This is a genomic window from Marinobacterium sp. xm-a-152, from assembly GCF_013282965.1.
Lineage (GTDB): Bacteria > Pseudomonadota > Gammaproteobacteria > Pseudomonadales > Balneatricaceae > Marinobacterium_E.
Window position 1 is genome coordinate 26,442 of the sequence record NZ_WBYI01000004.1, and the last position, 24,268, is coordinate 50,709.

The window sequence follows — 24,268 nt, forward strand, 5'->3', positions numbered from 1 at the left end:
TATGAATTTTGCGATTGAACTGATCCTATCTCTGCTACTACTGCTAGGAGGATCGTTAATTCTGATTGGCTCACTGGGTCTGATTCGTCTTCCTGACGTTTACACTCGTTTGCACGCGCCTACAAAAGCGACCACCCTCGGTATGGGTGCGATCTTGATTGCATCAATGCTATTCACTCTGTTCGATCAGGGTTCATTAAGTGTGCAGCAACTCTTGATCACGCTGTTCCTGTTCATCAGCGCCCCTTTGACAGGGCACCTGTTAGCCAAAACAGCCATGCATCAGCGCTTAAAACAGATCGACAAGACCAAAAACGCGGAACTGATTGAAGTAGCTAGGGATCGAGAAGCCCCCAATCACTCTTCGGATTGAAGCAAGGCTAGGCTCGATGTAACCAACTGCTCACCGGCCTCTAATCGACGGTGAGTATCTTCGATGGATCGATCCTTAGGGTAGATCGCTTTTGCTTGATCAATCAGCGCTAGCGCACCCTCCTCATCCCCAATATTCTGACGAGCAATCGCCACATCTCTATAGAGTTGAATATCCGGTATCTGTTCAAGATAGGCTTCGCCCCACTCAATAAAGCCCAATACAGCATTCTGATCTTGATGCTCTATCGCACCATAGAGTGAAGAGCGCATTACAAAGTACTCACCCAACTCTTTAAAGTAGACATTGTTGAGCGCGAACCTCAAATGGGTGGGCTCAGTGCCGCGATGTTTGTAGTACTGCATGATTCCGGTCTGCGACAACAGCGAGTGAACCAAAAAGAGCACCATAATCGGCACAATGAATAGTGGACTACCTTTCAAAAGAGCCGTCGCACCCAGCGAGAGTTTGACCGGTTTGATAAGAGTGCGGTACGAGAAGAGCACGGCTAACAGCAGTGTCAGTAGAATCCAGTGGTATGTTGAAATATAAAAAGGTAACTCTGTCTGGGTATGCAGAGCGATGGGTAATAGCAGTGCGGCAAGCGCCAACCCCTCTCCCCACCCTAAACGGATCAACTGCAACACAACCCCTAAGACCCCGATACCAATGGCCAGCAGTGCGACCAAGCCGCCCTCGTCCATCCAAAACAGCAGTTCATTATGAGGATGGGAGAATCGAGGACTTCCATCGACCGCTGAAGCGTCCGTTGTCTGATAGTAGGTGACACGCTCTTTTTGGAATTCAGACTGGAAGCTACCGATGCCGTGACCAAACAGCGGCGAGCGTTCAAACACATCCAGTGCGATACGATAGATATGAGGACGAGCATCCTTACCCTCCTCTGCCAGTTTTTCGATCTTATTGTAGGCCTGCAGTGCACCATCATTGGCTTGATAACCGGCAATAGCTCCGGTTCCCAGTGTGAATGCCAACGCAATCGCCAGTAGCGGCTGACTGATTAGTGCTTTAATGCGCCCTGCGCAAATCAACAATAGTGCCAGCAAAGCACCGATCAAACCGACCCTAGAACCGGATGCGGCGACCTCTAGTGACGCTAGAAACAGCGTCAGAAACAGCGCTGATTTTTGCGGCCAGCGCTGTTCACTGAAGGTTTTCGTAGTCGCTAACCAAAGCGCTAGCGCCACCGCCGTTGCCATCAATGAGGCTTGTAAATTGGGTTGCTGGAACATCCCCAGCAGTCGATTGCCCGATGAGATAGGCACCCAACCTCTAAACAGTGGGTGTGAAATCATCTGTACCAGGCCGACCAGAGCATGAATCAACATCGACGCCAATAACAGATAGAGCAACTGATTCATCTGTTGCTCACTGAGTCGATACTGCAACACAGAGAACCAGAGCGCGATACCGCCAAACACCACACCGAGTCGAATCAGCCACTCGCCGGGGCGATCCATACCTGAGACAAATCCCGTCAGGTAGAGCCCTATCGGCATCGCTAAAATTAACCAAAGGTAGTTTGGACGCACCCATTCACCTGACTCTATAATCTTGAAAATGGCGCCCGCAATGATAAAGAGCACCGGCAACCAGACCACCGCATTAAACGGTAGATTCAACCCTTCACCACCTAAATTGTCTTGGTAATAGAAGGGCGCAACCAGAAACAGCAGGCTCAAAAGAATCGTTAAAACTTTAGATGCACGACTCTCATCTGAATCTTGGCCCAATAGTTGCATGTAATCTCCGTAAGTTTGGGTAAATAGCTGATGACTATTAAGTAATAGCACATGTAAGAAAATTGTCGTGCATTTATGCTTATAATGACAGTTATACCTACAAAGTAGATTTGTTGATAAAGGAAATTCAATGCTCTCTAAAGTGATCATCCCCGTTGCCGGCCTCGGTACTCGAGTTCTTCCAGCCTCTAAAGCCATTCCTAAAGAGATGCTGCCCGTCGTCGATAAACCGGTTATCCAACACGTCGTGGAAGAGGCCGCACGCGCAGGATTTCGCCAGATTGTTTTGGTGACACGCTCGGGCAAAGAGTCGATCGAAAACCATTTCGATGCCAACTACGAGCTAGAGCAGATGCTTGCGCTTAAGAATAAGACTGCTCTTTTGAATGCGGTAGAGAACTCACTACCAAAGGGCATCGAGGTCATCTCTGTGCGCCAACCTAGTGCAAAAGGTTTGGGGCATGCGGTGTTGTGTGCTGCCCACGTCATTGGTTCAGAGGACTTTGCAGTCATGCTGCCCGATATGGTGATTGACGATGAGGGTCTTGCCAGCGACTTCTCTGAGATGGTGAAACGTTACCAGAAAAACGGTTCTGGCCAGATCATGGTAGAGGGCGTACCACAGGAACATGTGGATCGTTACGGTATCGTTGATTGCGGCGGCCAACAGTTGACCGCCGGCACAGGCGCCCCAATTCATGGCATGGTTGAGAAACCACCCGTCGATCAAGCGCCATCAAACCAAGCGATTGTCGGTCGTTACATTCTGCCTAACCGTGTGATGGAGCTGTTGAAGACGACACAACCCGGTGCCGGCGGCGAAATCCAACTGACCGATGCGATGCTTGAGCTACTGTCAGAATCAACAATGGAGGCCTACAGCATGCGCGGCACCGTCTATGACTGTGGTAACAAAGCGGGTCTTCTACAAGCTAACCTTGCATTCGGTTTGAAGCACCCTGAAACCGCTGATGCGATGCGTGACTTCCTAGCTAAGAAGCAACTCTAAGAGGTCGATATGACTCAAGCTTGGTCGAAACTGGAACAATCAGCTGCACGCCTGAGTGCACAGCATCTTCGTGAATTGATCGATACCGATCAACGCTTTGAATCACTCTCGTTCCGACATGAAGGGATGTTGATGGACCTCAGTCGTCAGCGCATTGATGCTCAGGTGATGAATGAGCTACTTGCTCTGGCCGACGAGAAGCAGCTTCCGTCAGCCATCAAAGCGCTGTTACAAGGTGAGCACGTCAACAACACAGAAGACAGAGCGGCGCTTCACTCTGCCCTTCGTCTTCCTAAAAGTGCACAGCTCCGAGTCGATGACCAAGATGTTGTCAGTGATGTTCACAAAACCTTGGATCGCATGGAGCAGTTTGTTGACCAGATCCATCAGGGGCAGTGGCGTGGCTACACGGGGAAACCGATCACCGACGTTGTCAACATCGGTGTCGGGGGCTCTGATCTTGGGCCGTTGATGGTGTGTGAAGCGACCCACCAGTTCCGACCAGAAGCGTCATTGAACATCGGTTTGCACTTTGTCTCCTCTATGGATGGCAGTCAGCTCTCGAATCTTTTGCTCGAGCTGGATTCTGAAACCACTCTATTTGTTCTGTCGTCTAAATCCTTTGGCACCATTGATACGCTAGCTAACGCGGCAACTGCGGTGGATTGGCTACAAGAGCGTAGCGGTCTAAATCGTGAGCTGCTGATCAAGCAGCACTTTATTGGGGTCACTGCTGCTCCTGAAAAAGCCGTCGCTTGGGGCCTTTCTGAAGAGACACTGCTTGAGTTTTGGGAGTGGACCGGCGGGCGCTACTCTCTCTGGTCCGCGATCGGCCTACCGATTGCTATCAGCATAGGGATGCAGGGCTTCCGTGATCTGCTGGCTGGTGCACACAGCATGGACAAACATTTCGAAGAGGCGGAGTTTGCCTATAACCTTCCGGTTCTTCTGGCGCTGATCGGTATCTGGAACATCAACTTCCAGGACATTCATGCCCATGCGATCTTGCCGTATGACGGTCGATTAGCCCATCTTCCCGCTTATCTAGAGCAGTTGGAGATGGAGAGTAACGGCAAGAGTGTTGGCATTGATGGAAACTCGATTGCACAGCGTACCTGTCCGATTCTTTGGGGTGAAATTGGCCCGAATGCACAGCATGCGTTTTACCAGCTTCTTCACCAGGGTACTGAGCGTGTGATGTGTGACTTTATTGTCCCTGCACGCCGCTACGTCGATCGTGAGAGCTCACTGCAAGAGCAGCACCAACTGGCGCTGGCCAACTGTTTAGCTCAAGCTCGAGTGCTTGCGCTAGGCGATGCAGCGCTGACCGATGGTGTTGAGCGTCCAGCCTGGCAACGCTACTTCGGCAACCAGCCCAGCACGGTTCTGATGCTGGATGAGCTAACGCCTTACAACTTAGGCAGCCTGATTGCCCTCTATGAACACAAGGTCTACGTCCAAGCAGTTATCTGGGGCATCAACCCATTTGACCAGTGGGGTGTTGAGCTGGGTAAAAAAGTGGCGAACGATCTAATTACTGCACTCAACCAAAGTGCCGACCATCAGTACGACCCGGCTACCGAGGGACTTCTGAATGAGATTCAAAATTTGCGAGGTAACGGACAATGAAGATCAGCGTTTGGGGACACGAACTCAGCGCATGGATTGCCCGTGCGCAATTGGCTGCCTATGGTAATGACATCTACCACGCGGTCGCCGATAACGAACCCATTGAGAGCCACCTGCGATCTGAGCCAGGACTTCTGACCAGCATCCAAGCAGCCGAGTTTAATCAGCGTCTGATTATCGACCCTCATAAAGCCCTAGAGTCCGATGTTCACTGGATAGCCATGGAGTCGAGCGCTTTCGATGAAGCGAAAACGCTGGTCGAGCGTTTAGCCGAATCTGACAAACCTCTGCTTCTGATTAACCAGAGTAACTTTGGGGTTGGCGCCAGCGATGAGCTGCAGTCGATGCTGGATGAGAGCAAAGGGCAGTACGTCGTCTACTTCCCCGATGTATTGCAAGCAGGCCAAGCGATGCAGCAGTTTGCCAACCCTCAGGCTCTACTGATCGGCAGTGAGCACGAGGTAGCAACAGATCTACTGCTAAGCCTGTTACGCCCCTTCCACCTAGGGCAGAGAGCCATTCAACGCATGACACGCCGTGAGGCCGAGTTCGTTAAGTATGCGATCACCGGTATCTTGGCGCTCCGTCTAGGCTACATCAACGAGATGGCGGGACTGTGCGATCAACTGGGTATCGATATTGATGCGATTCGCCGTGGCATGACGACCGATGTGCGTATCGGTAGCCACTACCTGCAACCAGGCTCTGGATTTGGTGGTCAGCAGTTCACCCAATATCTAGAAGGACTATCAACACTGCTCAGTGAACAGAAGGGCTCTGTCTTTGTCGACACCCTACTGCAGCAGAATGAGGTCAATAAAGAGTGGCCATTTAGAACCCTGTGGCAACACTATCAGTGTGACCTAAGTAACAAGACCTTTGCTATCTGGGGAGTTGCATTCAAGCCAGGTGTGGCCGACGTTGAGACCTCACCAGCACTGCGCGTCATCGATGCACTGTTGGCGCAGGGGGCTAAACTACAGATCCATGATCCTGAAGCGCTACAGACACTAGCCGCGCGCTATCCAGGCAACCAGCAGATACAACTGATGACGCATAACTACGACGCCTGTGAGGGCGCCGATGCGCTGTTGGTACTGACGGCCTGGCCAGAGTACGCATCACCCGACTTCAATCGCATCGCCTCCCAGTTGGAGAATCCTCTTATCATTGATGGGCGCAATCTGTATGATCCAAACCGCGTCCAATCAGCAGGCATAACCTACTACTGTATGGGACGCAGCTGTTTAACCAAAACCTAATTTCAAAAGGTTGCTGTGACCGATAAAAAGATTGAACACGCCCAGCTGAACTGGCGTGACGAACAACCCGAGTCGACTCAGTTTGGTGATATCTACTTCAGTGTTGAAGATGGTATCGCCGAGACTGAGCATGTGTTCATTCAATCCAATCAGCTTCCAGAGAGACTAGCATCACTCGACAAGCCAATGTTCACCATTGGTGAAACCGGATTTGGCACCGGGCTTAACTTCCTAGTGGCTCGCCACCATTTTTTAACGACGGCTAAACCGCAGCAAACACTGCACTTCATCAGTTGTGAAAAGTACCCAATGCACCTCGCTGATCTTAAGCGCGCATTGACACCCATTGGCGCAAAAGAGCCGTTCGCAGAGGGCGTTGATCAACTGGTGAGGCTATGGCCTGCTGCTCTACCTGGGTTTCACCAATTAAGCTTCGACAACGGGCGAATTCAGTTATGGCTCCTATTCGGCGATGCAGCCCAACAACTGTCGCAGATCGACGCTAAAGTAGATGCATGGTTTTTAGATGGGTTCGCTCCGTCAAAAAACCCTGAGATGTGGCACGAAGGTCTGTTTAAACAGCTGGCCAGATTGAGCAGTGAGAACAGCAGTTTTGCGACCTTTACTTCTGCCGGCATCGTTAAACGAGGCCTGCAATCGGTGGGTTTTGAGATCAAAAAGATTCCCGGATTCGGTCGAAAACGAGAGATGATTCACGGCCAATTTAATCAGCCCAACGGTTCACAATCGTTGACTAAGCCATGGTTAGCTCGCCCGACTGCTCAAGAGAATATTTCAAACTGCGCTATCATCGGCGCTGGGCTTGCCGGTGCGACCGTTGCTCACGCTTTGGCCGAACGGGGCATACAGGTTGATCTCTATGAACGGGCACCGAAACCCGCAACGGGCGGCTCCGGTAACCCACAAGGGGCGCTCTATGCCAAGTTACCGGCGGTGCCGACTGCGGCATCCCGCGTCCACGCCAACGGCCTGCAGTTTACCGTCAATCAACTCAAGGCATTAAACCTTAATGACCAACTGCATGCTGATCTGTGTGGCGTGTTACAGCTCGCTGTCAGTGAAAAAGATCAAGCACTGCAGCAGAAGTTGATCGAAGCAAACAACTACCCTGAATCGCTGGTTAAACGGGTATCTGCAGAAGAGGCCTCTGATCTGGCAGGTACCGTCACAGAACATTCGGCACTCTATTTTCCAGACGCGGGTTGGGCATCGCCTCCTAAACTGGTCGACTATCTACTCAAACATGACAATATTCGCAGCCACTTTAACTGCCCCATTGAAACCCTTGAGCGTGACGGCAGCCAATGGCTAATCAACGGTGAAGCCTATTCACAGGTGGTTATCTGCAGTGCGTATGAGACAGAGCTACTAACAGGGTTAGCGAAGCTTGATCTGAAGCCTATTCGTGGCCAGACCAGCTGGTGCTCATCCGAAGAGACACCGAACTTAAAAACCGTGGTGTGCGGTGAGGGGTACATTTCACCGGCTCTGAATGGACAGTACTGTTTTGGCGCCTCATTTAAGGTGAATGACACCTCTCAGGATCTGAAACAGGCAGAGCACCAACACAACTTAGATCTTCTTGAACGGGCGCTGCCTGAGCTGTCTGAATCGGTGCAAAACAGAGAACTCTCTGGACGAGCATCGCAGCGAGCAGGGACTCGCGACTACCTGCCGATGGTCGGGGCTTTGTGTGATACAGAGAAATTGGTTGAGCAGTACCAGCGCTTAAGTGTCGATGCCAGTACCGAGTTCAATGACACAGCGCCTTGGCTTGAGGGGCTCTATGTCAGTGTGGGGCATGGATCTAAAGGGTTGATCACTTGCCCTATCGCAGCGGAGATCATTGCCGCGCAAATCACCCACCAGCCTTACCCCTTAGAGCAGGAGTTGGTTGATATCTTATCGCCACAGCGATTTGCGATCCGCGATCTGATTCGAACGGCTCATTCAAAAGGCTAATGCGAACCGCTAGCAAGCTTGAGCCAGGTTTAATCAGCTAATCGCTTATTCTGAGGCTTGCTCTGCGTTCTGCTGCTGAATCTTGGCAAGATCTTCAGCAGGGATAATGGTTGTGGTCTCGGTTTTACTGTCGAACATGATCAGCGCTTTACCGGTAAGGATCTGCTCTCTCACCTCTTCGACACGCTCTTCAAGACTCACTTCCTGTTCACCATAGTCTGTCCCATCTCGGGTAACAAACTCTTCGATCATGCCACGTAGGGCATCATCCGAAAGCATATTCGCTGGAACAATCACTACACTCTTCCTAACAACTGGTTAAATTCATTTTCATCTAGCAAGCGGATGCCCAACTGCTCTGCTTTGGCCAATTTGGACCCAGCACCTGGTCCTGCGACCACCGCATCCGTTTTGGACGATACACTGCCAGAGACCTTCGCACCCATCTCTTGAAGAAGCGCTTTCGCTTCACTGCGTCCCATAGTTTCAAGCGTACCAGTAAGTACCCAAGTCTGCCCTTCTAATGGCGCACTGGCGTCGCTGACCCTTCTCTCAGAGTACCAATGCATACCGAACTCAATCAGCTGCGTTTCAAAACGCTGCAACTGTTGGCACCAAGTCTCATCTTGGATCGCTTCTAGGACGCCAGCTGCCGCACGACTACTCAATTTAGGCACAGCTTTAAGCGCATCTTCATCTGCAGCCAAAAGCGCTTCGACTGTTTCAAAATGGGCTGCCAAAGCCTTAGCACCGGTCGCTGCTACACCTTTAATGTTAGACCCCTCAATCAGCTCAGCAAAGCTGACACTGGCCTGCAGCTTGGCGGCAATCTGCTCCTGCTCTTCCAGTTGAATGCCTAACGACAGGAGATCATCCAGAACCTTCTGGTTATGTTCCTCCGCCATAAAGTGGGTAATCTCATGGGCTACTTCCAGACCAATATCTGGAAGAAGGGTCAACGTACGAGACTGCGCCTGACGAATTCGTTCAAGCGTCCCCAAACTTAGCGCTAAAGTTCGAGCCGTCTCTTCCCCTACTTCAGGAATACCGAGGGCATAGATAAAGCGAGCTAGAGAGATGGTTTTAGACTGACCGACCGCATCGATCAGGTTTTGCGCTGACAGCTCAGCATATCCCTCTAGGGTTAACACCTGATCTTTGGTCAGTCTAAACAGATCCGCAGGTGATTTAACCAGCTCACGATCCACCAGTTGTTCAATCGCCTTGTCGCCCAGACCATCAATATCGAGCGCTTTACGAGAGACGAAGTGGATCAACGCCTGCTTCAACTGGGCACTGCAACTGAGGCGCCCAACACAACGGTAGACCGAACCTTCGACCTTCTGCTCCTGTCCTTTGCTGCGCTTAACGAGCTGCACACGCTCCACCTCAGAGCCACACACAGGACAAGCAGAAGGGATAGCAATCGGTTGTTCATCACCGGTGCGACGATCGGTTGCCACTTTGACGATTTGCGGAATAACATCACCTGCGCGGCGAATAACAACCCAATCCCCTACTTTCGCATCCAGTCGCGCGATCTCGTCCATGTTGTGTAGGGTGGCATTACTGACCGTGACTCCACCGACGAATACGGGTTCTAAACGAGCAACAGGGGTCACAGCACCTGTACGGCCAACTTGGAAATCAACATCGAGAAGCTGTGTCACCTCCTCTTGGGCAGGGTACTTAAACGCCGTAGCCCAGCGAGGATCACGTGAGCGGAAACCTAGGGTCTCTTGCACCTCTCGCGAATCGCACTTCAATACCACGCCATCTATGTCATAAGGGAGAGCGTCACGTTTAGCACCCAGAGCCTCGATGTAGTCGAAACAGGCATCCGCGCCCTCAACACGAGCGATTTGATCACTGATCTTGAGGCCCCAGCTATTAATTAACTGCAAGGTCTCATAGTAACTATCAGGCAGCTCATCGGAACCAACGCCCGTTCCATAACAGCAGAAGGTCAAAGGACGACTGGCGGTAATCGATGGGTCGAGCTGACGCAGGCTGCCTGCTGCAGCATTACGCGGATTCACAAAGCTCTTTTGACCCGTCTCACGAGCCTGTTGATTGAGCGCTTCAAACCCAGCCCGCGGCATATAGACCTCGCCACGCACTTCAATACGCTCTGGCCAACCCGCTCCCATCAATTTCAGAGGGACACTTTGGATGGTGCGTACGTTGCTGGTGATATCCTCACCGGTAGAGCCATCACCACGGGTCGCTGCTCTAACCAAAAAGCCATTCTCATAGAGGATGCTGACGGCCAGACCATCCAGTTTGGGTTCAAGCGTAATCGCCAGCGAGGCATCGCTGTCCAACCCCTCTTGAGCACGACGGTAGAATGCATGAACGTCATCACGATTGAACTGGTTGCTCAGACTCAGCATAGGGATCTCGTGTACCACTTCAGCGAAGCCACCCTCGGGTTTAGCGCCGACACGTTGAGTTGGCGAATCCGCGGTAACTAGCTCAGGGTGGTCTGCTTCGAGTGCTTCGAGTTGGCGATAGAGGTGGTCATACTCAGCATCCGTGACCGAGGGGTCATCGAGTACATAATAGCGATAGGCGTGCTGTTGGAGCTGCTCTCTGAGCTCCAGAATCTGTTGTTCAATCGACATAAGGTTTGGACTTATTTGGATTTGCGAGTACGACGGCTCTTAGCGCGTGAACGAAGCTTGTAGGCCTTCACCAACTCACGATAGTGCTCCTGAGTTTGGGGACGCATCACTGAACGATCACTGTCGAGCATCTCGCCACCCAGTGCCTTAGCCAGAGTCTCCGCCGTGGCCAACATGCAATCAACCGCGTAGGAAGGATCACGTGGTTCGGTCATCGACATAAAGAAGGTGACCGCAGGCGTCTCATGGTCAGCCAAGGTCTCTATATTGAATGAGCCAGGTTCACCCACATCACTCATGGTAAATTGAATCGGTGAGTGATCACTGTTGTCTTCGAAACGATGGAAAAGATCCATCTGACCAAACTCCATACCACAGCGTTCAACCACGGTTTGAATATGAGCACCCGACAGGGAGCCACCCTTGGGTGCAACAACAAAGACAACCAAGCGGGTTTCTGGATCACTGAGGTCAAGTTCACGGAACTGTCGTCCGGTCGATGGAGATGCAGCGGCGACTGCAGCCTCTTGAGTCTCGGAGTCCTGTATCGCTTCAGCCTGGTCGATCAGCTCAGGCTCTTCGATCTCTGGCAGCGAGCTCACCAGTGATTCAATATCCTCAAGCGGTTCATCAACGGCATCCACATTAGGCTCAAGGAGCTGATCGAACTCACTGGCCTCTGGTTCCGGCTTTTTGGCAGGTGATTTGCGTTTACGAACTGGCTTCTCTTTTTTGGCGCCCGCATCGACCAACTCATGAATTGGGCGATCAAGATCTAGGCCAAATAGGTCATCGACGTGACCGACAGGTTGTTCTGCAACGGGTTCAGCCTCTGGCTCTGGCTCTGGCTCTGGCTCTGGCTCTGGCTCTGGCTCTGGCTCTGGCTCTGGCTCTGGCTCTGGCTCTGGCTCTGGCTCTGGCTCTGCAGTCTGTTCGACTGTAATCTCTTGTTCAAGCGCCTCTTCAGGTGACTCGTCAGCAATTTCAACTTCAGGTGCTGCGGGCTCTTCCTGAACGGCTTCCTCTTGGATTGCCTCTTCTTGGACAGACTCTTCTAGAACGGCTTCTTCGATGGGTTGCTCAAGCGTTTCTTCAGGCTCAGTGCTATCTTCAGGCTCAGGACTGTTCTCAAGCTCAAGGCTACTTACAGGCTCAGGACTGCTCTCAAGCTCAGGGCTGTTCTCAGACTCAGGGCTGTCAATAGAGAGCGTCGGCTCACTGGGCTTAAGATTGGTTTTGCGAGGAGCCGATACGATACCTTCATCCGATAGGCTATCAAATGGATCGGGCTCAAGATCATCGACTCGAAGATCAGCGAGAGGGTCATCAATCACTGGCTCAGCTTCAACAGAGGATTGTTCAGGCTGCGCCGTTAGACTATCAAGTGGGTCTTCAGTTTGACTGGCTTGCTGAGCTTCGGCTGCCATTAAGGCATCGATATCGGGGCGCTCAACTTTGCGCTTTACTCGAGCACCCCCGTTAGGCAGTTCAGGATTATGTTTATCGGCAATTTCATCAGTGTCAGTCGATTCAGAGGAGGGATCGATCTTCATGCGGATTCGATTGGAGCCACCGCTGATACGTCGCCATCCATCGACAAGGATAAGCAGAATCAGCACGGCACCTGCCGCCATCAACCAATCTCTTAACTCCATTAAACGCTATCCTTGAACCACTGAAATTTATGCTTTTTGTAAACCCCTACTTTACAACTTCAGAGACCACTATTTCTAGTGGTTGAGACAAACCTTTTGTAGGTATATCAGTGATTTCCGCAATCATATCGCCTGGCTGTGGAGTCACATCACCACTGAGGCTGATTCGGGCGCTGACTGAAACGGTCTCATAACCCGATAGACGGGCTTGAGGTGTCATCGCATTGGCATCACTTAACACCAACTCAACCGGCAAATCGGCCGCCGTTAAACGCACACCTGCCAGTGGCATACCACCCTCTAAAGGACGCGCAACAATGAAGACTGGCGTCTCTGCTGGTACATTAGCGAGCAGTTCAGCAGCCACTGAAACTTTTACGGGTATAGCCGCCATCGCAGGCATTTCGATATCGCTGACATCTTCACCCAAGGCGATTAACTCATTTCGAGCACGCTCAACGCCATTCTGTAACGACTGAGCAGAAGCACCATCGGCATTGATTAGCGCTGTTGACCAGAAGCCAATCGCATCGCGATAGGCCTTACGCTCAAAGGCATCGATTCCCAAAATGCCTAGTGCTGTGATTTCGAACGGTTCCGCCGCTAGCGTTTTATCAACTTGGTCACGAACTTCAGGCGTCATGCCACCGGCAACGAAGAACATAGACTGAGCCAACTGCCCCATCACTGTCGCGTACTGAACATCCTGAGGCGTGAGGTAGGCTAAGGTATTTTGATAAGCCTCTAACGCACCCTGATAATCTTGTTGGCCCATCAGCGTGCTGGCTAACAGATACCAACCTTCTGGGTTTGCGGGTTGTAGCTCCAGCTCTTTACGCAGCTGATCAATCGCTTCTTGCAGCGTGGGCTGACGACCATCAAATGGATCTTCAGACATGTTCAGTGCCACTTCTAGCGCTGGTGCACTACCGACTTTGGCGTAAAGCCCTAATGAAGCAACCACCACCACTAACGCGATAAAAGAGGCAGCCATAAACTGTTTAGTTGAGATCGATTCGGAACTGAGCGAACGACTCTCCGTGCTGGCATCAATCAGCAAGTTCTTTTCAAGCTCTGTTTTAAGAACGGCAAAGTCCTCTTGTGACAATGATCCCGATGCGACCTCTTGCTCCAACTCCTGAAGACGATCTTTAAAGACTTCGACGTTATCGCGTTGCGGGTCAGAGGTAACGACCGTATCGACTTTATCTTTGAACTGTTTCCAAACCGGGTAGATAACAAACAGAATTGCTACGACCGATAACAGCGCAATACCCAACCACAAATACAACATTACTCTTTATCCTGTTTTAAAAGCGCATCGAGACGTGCCTGATCATCAGAGCTTAGCGCTGCCTCGCTCACTTTTCGACGCGAACGGCGCTGCCATACAACCGCAAAAATCACTAACACACCAAAGCCCAATACTAAAAACGGCCCATTCCATAGCAACCAAGTCTGACTGTTCATTTTGGGGCGGTAGAGAACAAAGTCACCGTAGCGAGTCACCATAAAATCGATGATGGTCTCATCTTCAGCACCCTCATCGATCATGCGAAACACCTCGGTGCGTAGGTCTTTTGCGATGGGGGAGTCCGAATCGGCAATATTCTGGTTTTGACACTTAGGGCAACGCAGTTCAGCCGCTAAAGCATGAAAACGCTTCTCATCTTCCACTGATTTGAAGTTGTGGGTATCAATGGCTGCGAAGCTGGAGCTCGACAATAGAACCAACAGAAACAGTGCGCGAATCATGAAGCTTCACCCTTGATCGTCTCAATGACGGACGAGAGATCCTGCCAAACTGTTGCATCCACCGCACCAACATGACGGTAACGAATAACGCCCTGCTGATCGATCACGTAGGTCTCTGGAGCACCGTAGACCCCTAGATCCAATCCGAGACGACCTTGGGGGTCAAAAACAACCTCTTTGTAAGGGTCTAGATAGCGACGTAACCAATCATTCGCTTTGGTTAAATCGTCTTTATAGTTGATGCCATAAATGGTGACACCCTGGCTGGCCAACTGATTAAGGAAGGCGTGCTCCTCTTTACAGGTGGGACACCAAGTAGCCCAGACATTGACCAGTGCGATGTCGCCTTTAAAATCATCCACCGTCAGCTTGCGGCTTGGATCAGTAACAGAGGTCAATTCAAACTCAGGCATCGGCTTGTTCAACAGTGCTGAGGGCAGTTCGCGAGGATCTAGATATAGGCCCTTCCAAAGAAAGAAGCCTAAACCGATAAAGAGCGCCAGCGGAGCAAATAGAAACAGTTTCTTCATGACGACTCCTTAAGCCAATTTCGCATCGCGCTGCGACATCTTACGGTAACGCTTATCCATCGCCGCGAGGAAACCACCAAAGGTCATCAACAGACCGCCCAACCAGAGCCAGCGAACATAGGGTTTAAACTGGAGACGAATCGCCCAAGCCCCGCCCTCTAGAGGCTCACCCAGTGCCACATAGAGATCTCTAAATAGACCCGCATCAATCGACGCTTCGGTCATCACGTTGCCACGGGCGGTGTAGAGACGCTTCTCGGGTGTCATGACTTCGTAGAGTTGACCATCCTGGTAGACGTTGATGACACCCTTGTCAGAGGTGTAGTTAGGTCCTTCAACGTGCTCGATACCTTTAAATTCAAAGACATATTGTCCAACCTCTTGGCGATCACCGGGCGCCATACGCAGATCACGATGTTCAGTAAACGCTGAGACCATCGCGATACCCACCGCAAGCACTGCCATACCCAAGTGTGCCAAATGCATACCCCAGTAAGCACGAGGCAGTTTTTTCAGTGAGGCAAAGAGTGAACCTGAACGCTTACCGGCACGATCGTATAGATCGACCAGTGCACAGAAGACGATCCAGTAGGCCAAGATAATGCCCACATAAGTCCAGTGATCCCAACCCTCGCCACCACGAATCATCATGGTTGCGACGCCAAAGACGACGGCAAGCACTAAAGGACCGATCAGACGTTTGAGCAGTTGAGATGCATCAGTTTGACGCCAGCGCACCAGCGCGCCGACACCCAGAGCCACCATCAGCAGAGCGCCTAGAGGAACCGTCAAAGCATTGAAGTAGGGAGGTCCAACCGACATTTTACCCATACCCAGTGCATCAATAAGCAGAGGATAGAGGGTGCCTAGTAGCACTGTGAATGCGATGACTGTCAGTAGAACGTTGTTGACCAACAGCAGGGTTTCACGCGAGACCAAGGTAAAGCTAGAGTCACTCTTCACCTGAGCAGCACGAATACCGTAAAGCAGAAGCGATCCCCCAATGGCAACCGCAAGCATGACCAGAATGTAGAAACCACGTGCTGGATCCGATGCAAAGGCATGCACCGAGGTCAGAACGCCGGAACGAACTAAGAAGGTTCCTAACAGACTTAACGAGAAGGCAAAGATCGCAAGCAGTAGCGTCCAGCTTTTGAAGACGCCACGTTTTTCAGTGACTGCCAGACTGTGAATCAATGCAGTGCCAACCAGCCAAGGCATCAATGAGGCATTTTCGACTGGATCCCAGAACCACCAGCCGCCCCAGCCAAGTTCGTAGTAGGCCCACCAACTGCCTAGTGCAATACCCAGCGTCAGGAATGCCCAAGCGACGTTCGTCCATGGACGTGACCAGCGAGCCCAAGCGGCATCCATACGTCCGCTCAACAGGGCTGCAATAGCAAAGGCAAACGCAACCGAGAAGCCAACATAGCCCATGTAGAGCATTGGAGGGTGAACAATCAAACCAAAATCTTGCAGCAGTGGGTTAAGGTCGGCGCCCTGAGCCGGTGAACGAGGCAAAAGACGCTCGAACGGGCTTGAAGTAAAGATGACGAACGACAGGAAACCGGTCGTGATGATGCCTAACACACCTAAAACACGACCAATGATATCCAAGGGCAAGGCTTTACTCTTCAGAGCAACAGCCAAAGTCCAGCCAGCAAGGGTGAGCACCCAAAGCAGAAGAGAACCCTCATGACCACCCCAGACGGCACTGACACGGTAGTACCAAGGTAGGGCCGTATTAGAGTTATTGGCAACGTACTCAACACTGAAGTCGTTGGTTAAGAAGGCGTAGACCAGAAAAGCAAAGGCCAGACCAACAAAAAAAGTTACACCGATCGTCAGCGGGCGAGCGTAGCTGACTAACAACAGGCTCGAACGCTGAGCACCTACCATCGGAACAACCGACAGCAGAATGCTTAAAAACATAGCTAAGATTAGAGAGTAGGTTCCCAGTTCGGCAATCACTTGTTGAACTCCTCTTTTGAAGGCATCGGCATCTTACCGCTCTTCTCTAACGCTTCTGCCACTTCAGGCGGCATGTAGTTTTCGTCATGCTTCGCAAGAACTTCAACGGCTTGCAGTGTGCCAGAGGCGTCAAGTTTACCCTGCGCAACAATGCCCTGCCCTTCACGGAACAGATCAGGAAGAATACCGCTGTACTCAATGGCAACCTTGTTCTCGTAGTCGGTCACCTCAAAGGTAACACGCAACGAGTTTGGATCGCGTTTCACACTGCCTTCAACGACCATGCCGCCGGCACGAATACGGGTGTCTGCAGGGGCTTCACCCTTGGCAATCTGAGTCGGAGAGTAGAATAGGTTAATGTTTTGACTCAGTGCATACATCGTCAGACCGATCGCGGCACTGGCGCCAAATACAATCATAAGAACAATGATTAATCGCTTTTTACGTTTTGGATTCATGACTTAACACTTTCACGTTGAATGCGGCGGCGAAGCGAACGACGAGTCTCGCGGCCTTGAATAATGGGCAGATAAAGGCAGAGTGCGATGGTCAGCAGACCCAGCCCATAACTTAACCAGACATACAGGCCATGACCGCCCATATTTAAAAAATCTGCAAAGGTTTCAAACGCCATAGTTCACCTAAAATTTGAGTTGGCTGTAAGGTAGTGTCATTTTCTGACACAAACCTTAACTACCAAGAAGCTCTTTTACCCAGCCTGCACGGCGTTCGCGAGTTAAAATCTCATTACGAAGACGCAACATCATCGCTAGCCCAAACACTAGGTAGAGAGCGATCACCATCACCAGAAGTGGCATCCACATCTCAGCGGGCATGGCCGGTTTCTCTGTGATTTTAAAAGTGGCTGGCTGATGCAGTGTGTTCCACCACTCCACCGAGTATTTAATGATCGGAATGTTAACCAGACCCACTAACGCCAATACCGCCGTCGACTTAGCGGCTGTGGTTTCACTCTCAATAGCCGAGTTGAGCGCCATCACCCCCAAGTAGAGGAATAGAAGCACTAACATTGAGGTTAAACGCGCATCCCAAACCCACCAAGAGCCCCAGGTAGGCTTACCCCAAATAGCACCGGTTGCCAGAGCTAACACAGCGAGCGCAGCTCCCAGTGGCGCCACAGATTTGGCTACCATATCGGCCACTTTCATCTTCCAGATCAGGCCAATTGCACCGGCAATCGCCATCAACATATAGAAGCTCTGCGCCAGAATCGCCGTCGGTACATGCAGATAGATAATGCGGAAGCTATTGCCCTGCTGATAATCCGATGGCGCAAACGCTAGCCCCCACACCAGACCAATAACAAACAAAAGACCACCAATGGCCGCAAACCAGGGAATCAATTTACCGGTGATCGAGTAACACCAACGAGGTGATGCCAACTGATAGAACCAACGAGGTAACCAACTACTAGCCATAACTTTTATCCACTCACTGAAATTCGTAATGCCGCACCGGCTGCAATAGGCGCCAATGCCAATGCTAATGCCAACATAGCCCCCAACAGCGCCAGATAACCGTCTAGGGGCAAACCTGTTACTGCTGCTTGTACGGCGCTAGAGCCAAAAATGAGCACCGGAATATACAAGGGCAAAACCAACAGAGAGATCAACACGCCACCACGACGCAGACCCACCGTCAGTGCTGCACCGATCGCACCGATCAGTGACAGCGTTGGAGTGCCCAACAACAGACTGAGCATCAACCCGGGCATCCCCTCCGAAGGCAAGAACAACATCACACCCAAAAGGGGTGCCACTAAAGTCAACGCCAAACCTGATAGCAACCAGTGAGCTAACACTTTGGATAGCACCACTAAAAAGACTGGCTGAGGTGATAGCAGCAACTGCTCTAACGAGCCATCTTCGTAGTCCGATTTAAACAGGGTCTCCATCGACAACAGTGTTGCCAAAAGAGCCGCTACCCAGACCAGACCGGGGGCTAACTGAGAGAGAAAATTCGGCTCTGGGCTAACTCCGATTGGAAAGAGTGACGCGACAATTAAAAAGAAGATCAGCGGATTCACCAGTTCGCTTTTGCGACGAAACGCGAGCGTAAGATCACGCTTAAAAGTCTGCTTAAACAGCTGTAGAGTGGAACTCATTATGACCACTCCCGTTGAGACGAGGCGAAGTGTTCAACATTGATGGTATGCAGAGGAATCTCTGCACTAAGATCCTGGTGCGTAGTCATAATGACACTGCCACCCGCTTGAATGTGCTCAACCATTAACGCCTCTTTCGCTGCCACACCAATTTTATCGATTGCTGTAAACGGCTCATCGAGTATCCAGAGTTTCGCTCTGCTCATATAGAGTTTTGCCAGTGCGATACGACGCTTCTGACCGGCGGAAAGCTGATGCGCAGGAACATCTTCAAACCCTTTCAAACCCACACTCTCTAGTGCTTGTTGCGCTCGACTAGCGTCCAAAGAGGGGTGTAATGCACACTGCCAATGCAGATTCTCCTCTGCCGTCAACATGGCACTGACACCGGCTTGGTGACCTATGTATAGTAGTTCTGATAGGAATTGTTCACGCACCTCATCCATTGGCTCACCGCGCCAATAGAGCTCACCTTCATAATGGGAGCTGAGACCACACAAAATACTCAGCAGCGTCGTTTTACCGGAGCCATTGCGTCCTTCAACCTGCCAGATTTCACCTTCGGAGACAGTCAGCTGTAGATGATCGAACAGAATACGATCATCACGCTCACAAAATAGGGATTGGGCTGTTAAAAGCGCCTGCGCCACAAAGACTCCAAAAGGTTAGCAAATTACAATTCGCGAAATTATAACCTTATTACCATCTGTAGTCAGGTAGAGATAGCAGTTAAAGCGGAGTATCGCCGTGCTTGAGACGGACATACATCAACGCTACGGAGATTGCGTCACCTAACGCCGTATGACGTTGAATCATAGGCATATTCAGTTTGTCAGCAATAGTGTCGAACCGCAGGTCGACATCACCCCCAACGTGACGCCACTTAATGATGTCGTGATAGACGTGCGACAGCTCGATCGCCTTATTAGGAAGACCAAAGCCAAACGCAGGACGCAAGAACTTATCGAGCATGCGAATATCGTAGTTGACGTAGTAGCCGAGGATGGGGCGATTACCGACAAACTCCAACACCTGCTCCAGCGCCTCCTCAATGGAGACACCGTCGGCCAGATCGGCTGCGCGGATTTTATGGATTTTGATCGATTCAGCCGTCAAATCAGCCGGTGGTTTCAATTTAATATCAAGACGATCACTGGTCTTTACGCGCTTACCTTTGATTTTGACGGCGCCAATCGACAGTATTGATGCCTCGCTGACATCAAGACTGGTTGTCTCACAATCTAACGAGACAACCTCATCACCCTCATACTGATCAAAAAGAGAGACCCAACGCGGATCTTTAACCGCACGTTTGTCTTTAAATTTGCGTATAGCACGAGGCAATATCATGTTTAACCAATATCCTTTTGGTTCAGAAGCACTATTCAGCTTAGCTCGACAGATGGAATCGGGACGTTAGTGATTTCTTAAAGCTTTTCACGACTAACAGAGCATCCCTTAACAACTCTCTATCCATTTTATTCAATTGTTGCAACTCAATGATATTAGGCGTTGGGTCAATACCATCCTCTGCCTGCTCTGCACGACGGATCTGCTGACGCAGACGAATGTTCACAAACAGACCTAGTGCTTCTGAGATATCTTTAGAGACACTCTCTTGCATTACCCCTGCATCGACCAGGGCCTCTAAACGCTCAAAGGTATTGGTAGCAAGGATTCTCTGCTCAAGCGCGAAGGTTCTTACGCCATGAACAATAGGAAAAATTCCGCCCTTCTTGATATCCAACTCTCCACGCTCTTTTAAATTGCCAAAGAAGGTTAACGGTGTATCAAACTCAACCGCCGCTTTAGCAAAATGCGAGAAGAACAGATCATTGTTACGCATAGTACGCAGGAACCAGTTTCGAGCCACTTTAAACAGTGCTACGTTACCCGCGACCGGCTTGGCATCCACCGCTATCGCCAGTCGCATCTGGTCCTCGGGATCGCTGCTCATCGACCAGTCCTGCAGTTTCTGGGTCCAGTCATCGACTGAATTGATCCACTCAGGGTTAGAGACCATGATATTGCCGGGACAAGGCGGGAAGCCAAACGAAATTAACGTCTCACTAAAGCGCTGCATGGTCTGTCGCTTTTCAGCCCAGTTAAGGCCATTACGAAAGATCAACGCGTTGTCTTGATCCGTCTTCATGATCTGCTCACCGCGACCTTCAGACCCCATCACAATCAAGCAGACGTGAGGCTGCATATCGGCCGGCACCACCAGATCAAACAGCTTAGCGATGATCCGTTTATTCATCGCCGCAAGAAGATCCATAGTAAAACGAATACGAACACCGGTAGAGATCAGCGCTTTGATGAGGTTGTTCAACCCTGTTGCTGCCTCTCTGAGATCCTCTATCGTACTGGCTCGCTCAAGGCGCAGACCAATCACGTGCGAGTGACTAGAGAAGTAGGAGAGCACGTCCGTCAGTTGCACCACGCCAACCAGGGTATCGCCCTCCATGACAACCACACGCTCGATCTGTTGCTGCGTCATAATGACCAAAGCGTTAAAAAGGAAGTCGTCCGGCTTACAGGTGATCAATCGATAGGTCGCGATGGTCGCAACATCCTCATCGACTGAACCATCATTGAGAACAATAGCATTGAGAATATCGGTACCAGTCACCATACCAATACGACTACCACGACGAACTAAGACCGAATCCGACTTAGTCTCGCGCATCAGTTGAGTCGACTCTTTAATGCTAGTCCCTTCATTAACGATCAGAGGGTCACGAACCACCGCCTCTTCTATCGTCGCCAGCATAAACTCAGCCATATCCTGGCCTTCGCCCTGCTGCGCAACGATTTCTGATTTCGCGGCTAGATTTTGTTGGAAATAGTCGGCAAAACCGGGATTCGAGTCGATCAGCTCAAGCAGGATATCGGTCGAGAAGATATGACAGATCGTCTCCTCTTCGGCTGTGAAGTTATGAATGGCAGAGCCATGCATCGCGGACCAACCACCAAAGTAGTCCTCATTCTCATAGTGCATGAAGACGTGTAGCATCTCATCATCTTCATCCTGAGGCTCACTCTCTGCTACGCGACCTCGAAAGACCACATAGACACCTTCTGACTGATCACCCGCTTTAATGATCACCTCACCAGATTGGTAGTAGCCGATATCAAGATTGGAGCGCAAGAACTCCTGTTCGGACTCAGTCAGCAGGCTAAAAGGGAGATTCCCCATCTTAAAAGAATCAGGCATTGGACCCTCACTTCGGTCGTCGAATAATCAATTGAGTATTGCGCGTTTTAGAAAAAATTGCAGGAACTCAAATCAACTTTTTCTGAAAAGCGTCACGGTTTTAGTTTCACTAAATTCGTTCCTACAAAGTTAGGTTGTAGGAGGGAATTGGCGCGCAGCGACAAACCCCGACATCTATACAAAGCCACCATCGGCAATTAAAAAAGGCGCCCCGAAGGACGCCTTTCTCATTGTCAGCTAGCTCTTAGTGAGACTGAGCTGCGCCCGCACCACGTGGGATACGGATGTCTTCAACGATCTGCTGGATTTCAGCAGGTGGTTCAGCTGTCATAGAAGAGACAACTTTAGCCACAACGAAGTTCAGGATCATACCCACAGTACCGAAGCCCTCTGGAGAGATACCGAACCACATTTCGTCTTTAGTGCCGCCCATGAACTTGAAGTACACGATGTAAGCCATAGTCGATACGATACCAACGACCATACCAGCGACTGCACCTTGAGTGTTCATGCGCTTGCTGAAGATACCCATTAGGATCGCAGGGAATACAGAACATGCTGCTAGACCGAATGCCAATGCAACAACCTGTGCTACGAAGCCTGGAGGGTTAACACCGAAGTAACCAGCCACAAGAATCGCAACGACTGCTGCACCACGTGCGTATAGAAGCTCCTGCTTGTCGGTGATGTTCGGATTGATGGTTTTCTTCATCAAGTCGTGCGAGATCGATGTCGAGATTACCAACAGAAGACCCGCTGCTGTTGATAGTGCCGCTGCCACCGCACCTGCTGCCACTAGAGCGATTACCCAAGCTGGAAGCTGAGCGATCTCTGGGTTAGCAAGTACCATGATGTCACGGTTAACTGTTAGCTCGTTTGCATCTGTTTTGCTGTAGAAAACAACGCCATCGTTGTTTTTGTCTTCCCACTTGATAAGACCAGTGTTTTCCCAACGAGCGAACCACTCAGGGATGTCTTCGTATTTAACACCCGTGTTAGCAACGCCAGAAGCCGCAGTTTCAGCAGTACCGTTTACAGTCTGGATTAGGTTTACGCGACCGAAGCCCGCAACACCTGGTACAGATGTGTAAAGGATAGCGATGAAGATAAGCGCCCAACCAGCTGAGATACGCGCATCTTTTACGCGAGGTACAGTGAAGAAGCGAACGATTACGTGAGGAAGACCTGCAGTACCACACATTAGTGCAGCCGTCATGAAGAATAGGTCAACCGTAGTTTTAGAACCTGCAGTGTACTGAGCAAAACCTAGCTCAACAGACAATGCATCCAGAGTCGCAAGTACTGACTGACCGCTCTCCAGAGTTGCACCTAGTGCAGTCTGTGGAAGGAAGTGACCAGTTACCTGAACTGATAGGAAGATCGCAGGAACCATGAATGCAAGGATCAATACACAGTACTGAGCAACCTGAGTGTAAGTAATACCCTTCATACCGCCTAGTACAGCGTAGAAGAATACGATCGCCATGCCGATAATTACACCTGTGTTGATGTCTACGTGTAGGTAACGTGAGAATACGATACCAACACCACGCATCTGACCAGCCACGTAAGTGAACGAGATGATGATTGTACAGATAACCGCAATCGTACGAGCAGTGTTGCTGTAGTAACGGTCACCGATGAAGTCAGGCACTGTGAACTTACCAAACTTACGTAGGTAAGGTGCAAGTAGCATCGCTAGTAGTACGTAACCACCTGTCCAACCCATTAGGTAAGCAGATGCGTCACGACCGATGAACGATACGATACCCGCTAGTGAGATGAACGATGCAGCAGACATCCAGTCAGCAGCAGTCGCCATACCGTTTGCAACAGGTGGTACACCACCGCCTGCAACGTAGAACTCTTTAGTTGATCCGGCACGTGCCCAGATCGCAATACCAATGTAAAGGGCGAAAGAGCCACCTACAAATAGAAACGTTAACGCGTCAAGACTCATGATTTACTCCTTACTCGTGAACGTCGTATTTTTCGTCAAGTTTGTTCATGCTAGACACGTAAGCCCAGATCAACGCGACGAATACAAAAATTGAACCCTGTTGAGCAAACCAGAATCCTAGCGGGAAGCCGAAGAATTGGATTTGATCAAGAGCGTCGACGAATAGCACACCGCATCCAAACGATACGACGAACCAGATCGCCATGTAGGTGATAATAATGCGAAGGTTCTCACCCCAGTATGCCTGCGCATTTTCTTTGGTCATTGACATAACCTATCCCTTTACAAGTTGTTGTTATAAACAAAAAGGCTGTGATTACCACAGTTGTCGACATCATACCTAAGCCATCTCCCTAAAAGGAGAGCAACTTTAGTCGCACAGACTTAAGTAAGTGGCTGATTTTAATGATTT

The 24,268-nt window shown here is 50.6% G+C and carries 22 protein-coding genes; 5 read left to right on the forward strand and 17 right to left on the reverse strand.

What is annotated here, in order from left to right; translation table 11 throughout:
- Position 1: 1 nt before the first annotated feature.
- Complete coding sequence (locus XMA152_RS04515; protein ID WP_173480399.1) at positions 2-373, forward strand: Na+/H+ antiporter subunit G; 372 nt, start codon at positions 2-4, stop codon at positions 371-373.
- Here the strand turns inward: XMA152_RS04515 and XMA152_RS04520 are convergent.
- Positions 358-2,136: an O-antigen ligase gene (locus tag XMA152_RS04520; RefSeq protein ID WP_173482859.1), complete on the reverse strand. Its 1,779-nt coding sequence runs from the start codon at positions 2,134-2,136 to the stop codon at positions 358-360. The two genes, XMA152_RS04515 and XMA152_RS04520, sit on opposite strands and share 16 nt — an antisense overlap.
- A 130-nt stretch (positions 2,137-2,266) precedes the next feature.
- Here XMA152_RS04520 and galU point away from each other — a divergent pair, with 130 nt between their 5' ends.
- From galU to mnmC, 4 genes are read left to right on the forward strand one after another with little or no spacing between them, the layout of a single operon-like run.
- Positions 2,267-3,145 (forward strand): UTP--glucose-1-phosphate uridylyltransferase GalU, encoded by an 879-nt coding sequence (gene galU / locus XMA152_RS04525; protein ID WP_173482860.1) that lies wholly within the window; start codon positions 2,267-2,269, stop codon positions 3,143-3,145.
- A 9-nt stretch (positions 3,146-3,154) separates the two neighbouring features.
- Positions 3,155-4,774, forward strand: a complete 1,620-nt coding sequence (pgi, locus tag XMA152_RS04530; RefSeq protein WP_173480396.1) for a glucose-6-phosphate isomerase — start codon at positions 3,155-3,157, stop codon at positions 4,772-4,774.
- Positions 4,771-6,036: a UDP-glucose/GDP-mannose dehydrogenase family protein gene (locus tag XMA152_RS04535; RefSeq protein ID WP_173482861.1), complete on the forward strand. Its 1,266-nt coding sequence runs from the start codon at positions 4,771-4,773 to the stop codon at positions 6,034-6,036. The genes pgi and XMA152_RS04535 overlap by 4 nt, the downstream gene beginning before the upstream one ends.
- Before the next feature lie 15 nt (positions 6,037-6,051).
- Positions 6,052-8,019, forward strand: coding sequence for a bifunctional tRNA (5-methylaminomethyl-2-thiouridine)(34)-methyltransferase MnmD/FAD-dependent 5-carboxymethylaminomethyl-2-thiouridine(34) oxidoreductase MnmC (gene mnmC / locus XMA152_RS04540; RefSeq protein ID WP_173482862.1), 1,968 nt, complete (start codon positions 6,052-6,054; stop codon positions 8,017-8,019).
- 45 nt (positions 8,020-8,064) lie between these two features.
- Here the strand turns inward: mnmC and XMA152_RS04545 are convergent, their stop codons facing one another.
- The 16 genes from XMA152_RS04545 to XMA152_RS04620 all read right to left on the reverse strand — a co-directional run bounded on the left by XMA152_RS04545 (position 8,065) and on the right by XMA152_RS04620 (position 24,121).
- Entirely contained in the window at positions 8,065-8,316 is a 252-nt protein-coding gene (locus XMA152_RS04545; protein ID WP_371731417.1) for a YheU family protein, read from the reverse strand.
- Complete coding sequence (gene ligA, locus XMA152_RS04550) at positions 8,316-10,643, reverse strand: NAD-dependent DNA ligase LigA (protein ID WP_173482863.1); 2,328 nt, start codon at positions 10,641-10,643, stop codon at positions 8,316-8,318. Before ligA ends, XMA152_RS04545 begins: the two co-directional genes overlap by 1 nt.
- Positions 10,644-10,654: 11 nt before the next feature.
- Positions 10,655-12,298 carry a cell division protein ZipA C-terminal FtsZ-binding domain-containing protein gene (locus tag XMA152_RS04555; protein ID WP_173482864.1) on the reverse strand — a complete coding sequence of 548 codons (1,644 nt, stop codon included), beginning with the start codon at positions 12,296-12,298 and terminating at the stop codon, positions 10,655-10,657.
- A 46-nt stretch (positions 12,299-12,344) separates the two neighbouring features.
- On the reverse strand, positions 12,345-13,592 hold the full coding sequence (gene ccmI / locus XMA152_RS04560; RefSeq protein WP_173482865.1) for a c-type cytochrome biogenesis protein CcmI: 1,248 nt from the start codon (positions 13,590-13,592) through the stop codon (positions 12,345-12,347).
- Positions 13,592-14,053, reverse strand: a complete 462-nt coding sequence (locus XMA152_RS04565; RefSeq protein ID WP_173482866.1) for a cytochrome c-type biogenesis protein — start codon at positions 14,051-14,053, stop codon at positions 13,592-13,594. The genes ccmI and XMA152_RS04565 overlap by 1 nt, the downstream gene beginning before the upstream one ends.
- A complete protein-coding gene (locus XMA152_RS04570; RefSeq protein WP_173480389.1) occupies positions 14,050-14,583 on the reverse strand; it encodes a DsbE family thiol:disulfide interchange protein in 534 nt (177 codons plus the stop codon). The genes XMA152_RS04565 and XMA152_RS04570 overlap by 4 nt, the downstream gene beginning before the upstream one ends.
- A 9-nt stretch (positions 14,584-14,592) precedes the next feature.
- On the reverse strand, positions 14,593-16,554 hold the full coding sequence (locus tag XMA152_RS04575) for a heme lyase CcmF/NrfE family subunit (protein WP_173482867.1): 1,962 nt from the start codon (positions 16,552-16,554) through the stop codon (positions 14,593-14,595).
- Positions 16,551-17,012 carry a cytochrome c maturation protein CcmE gene (gene ccmE / locus XMA152_RS04580; RefSeq protein ID WP_173480387.1) on the reverse strand — a complete coding sequence of 154 codons (462 nt, stop codon included), beginning with the start codon at positions 17,010-17,012 and terminating at the stop codon, positions 16,551-16,553. The genes XMA152_RS04575 and ccmE overlap by 4 nt, the downstream gene beginning before the upstream one ends.
- The gene (gene ccmD, locus XMA152_RS04585) at positions 17,009-17,188 is read right to left on the reverse strand and encodes a heme exporter protein CcmD (RefSeq protein ID WP_173480386.1); all 180 of its coding nucleotides are present in this window, start codon (positions 17,186-17,188) and stop codon (positions 17,009-17,011) included. The genes ccmE and ccmD overlap by 4 nt, the downstream gene beginning before the upstream one ends.
- A 55-nt stretch (positions 17,189-17,243) precedes the next feature.
- Positions 17,244-17,993: a heme ABC transporter permease CcmC gene (gene ccmC / locus XMA152_RS04590; protein ID WP_173480385.1), complete on the reverse strand. Its 750-nt coding sequence runs from the start codon at positions 17,991-17,993 to the stop codon at positions 17,244-17,246.
- A 5-nt stretch (positions 17,994-17,998) separates the two neighbouring features.
- Positions 17,999-18,679: a heme exporter protein CcmB gene (gene ccmB / locus XMA152_RS04595; protein ID WP_173480384.1), complete on the reverse strand. Its 681-nt coding sequence runs from the start codon at positions 18,677-18,679 to the stop codon at positions 17,999-18,001.
- The gene (ccmA, locus tag XMA152_RS04600; RefSeq protein ID WP_173482868.1) at positions 18,679-19,329 is read right to left on the reverse strand and encodes a cytochrome c biogenesis heme-transporting ATPase CcmA; all 651 of its coding nucleotides are present in this window, start codon (positions 19,327-19,329) and stop codon (positions 18,679-18,681) included. The genes ccmB and ccmA overlap by 1 nt, the downstream gene beginning before the upstream one ends.
- Before the next feature lie 79 nt (positions 19,330-19,408).
- Positions 19,409-20,029 (reverse strand): 3'-5' exonuclease, encoded by a 621-nt coding sequence (locus tag XMA152_RS04605; RefSeq protein WP_173480382.1) that lies wholly within the window; start codon positions 20,027-20,029, stop codon positions 19,409-19,411.
- 40 nt (positions 20,030-20,069) lie between these two features.
- Positions 20,070-21,896, reverse strand: a complete 1,827-nt coding sequence (locus XMA152_RS04610) for a DUF294 nucleotidyltransferase-like domain-containing protein (RefSeq protein ID WP_173482869.1) — start codon at positions 21,894-21,896, stop codon at positions 20,070-20,072.
- 244 nt (positions 21,897-22,140) lie between these two features.
- Entirely contained in the window at positions 22,141-23,856 is a 1,716-nt protein-coding gene (locus tag XMA152_RS04615; protein ID WP_173482870.1) for a sodium:solute symporter family protein, read from the reverse strand.
- 10 nt (positions 23,857-23,866) lie between these two features.
- Positions 23,867-24,121, reverse strand: coding sequence for a DUF4212 domain-containing protein (locus XMA152_RS04620; RefSeq protein ID WP_173482871.1), 255 nt, complete (start codon positions 24,119-24,121; stop codon positions 23,867-23,869).
- Positions 24,122-24,268: the final 147 nt, after the last annotated feature.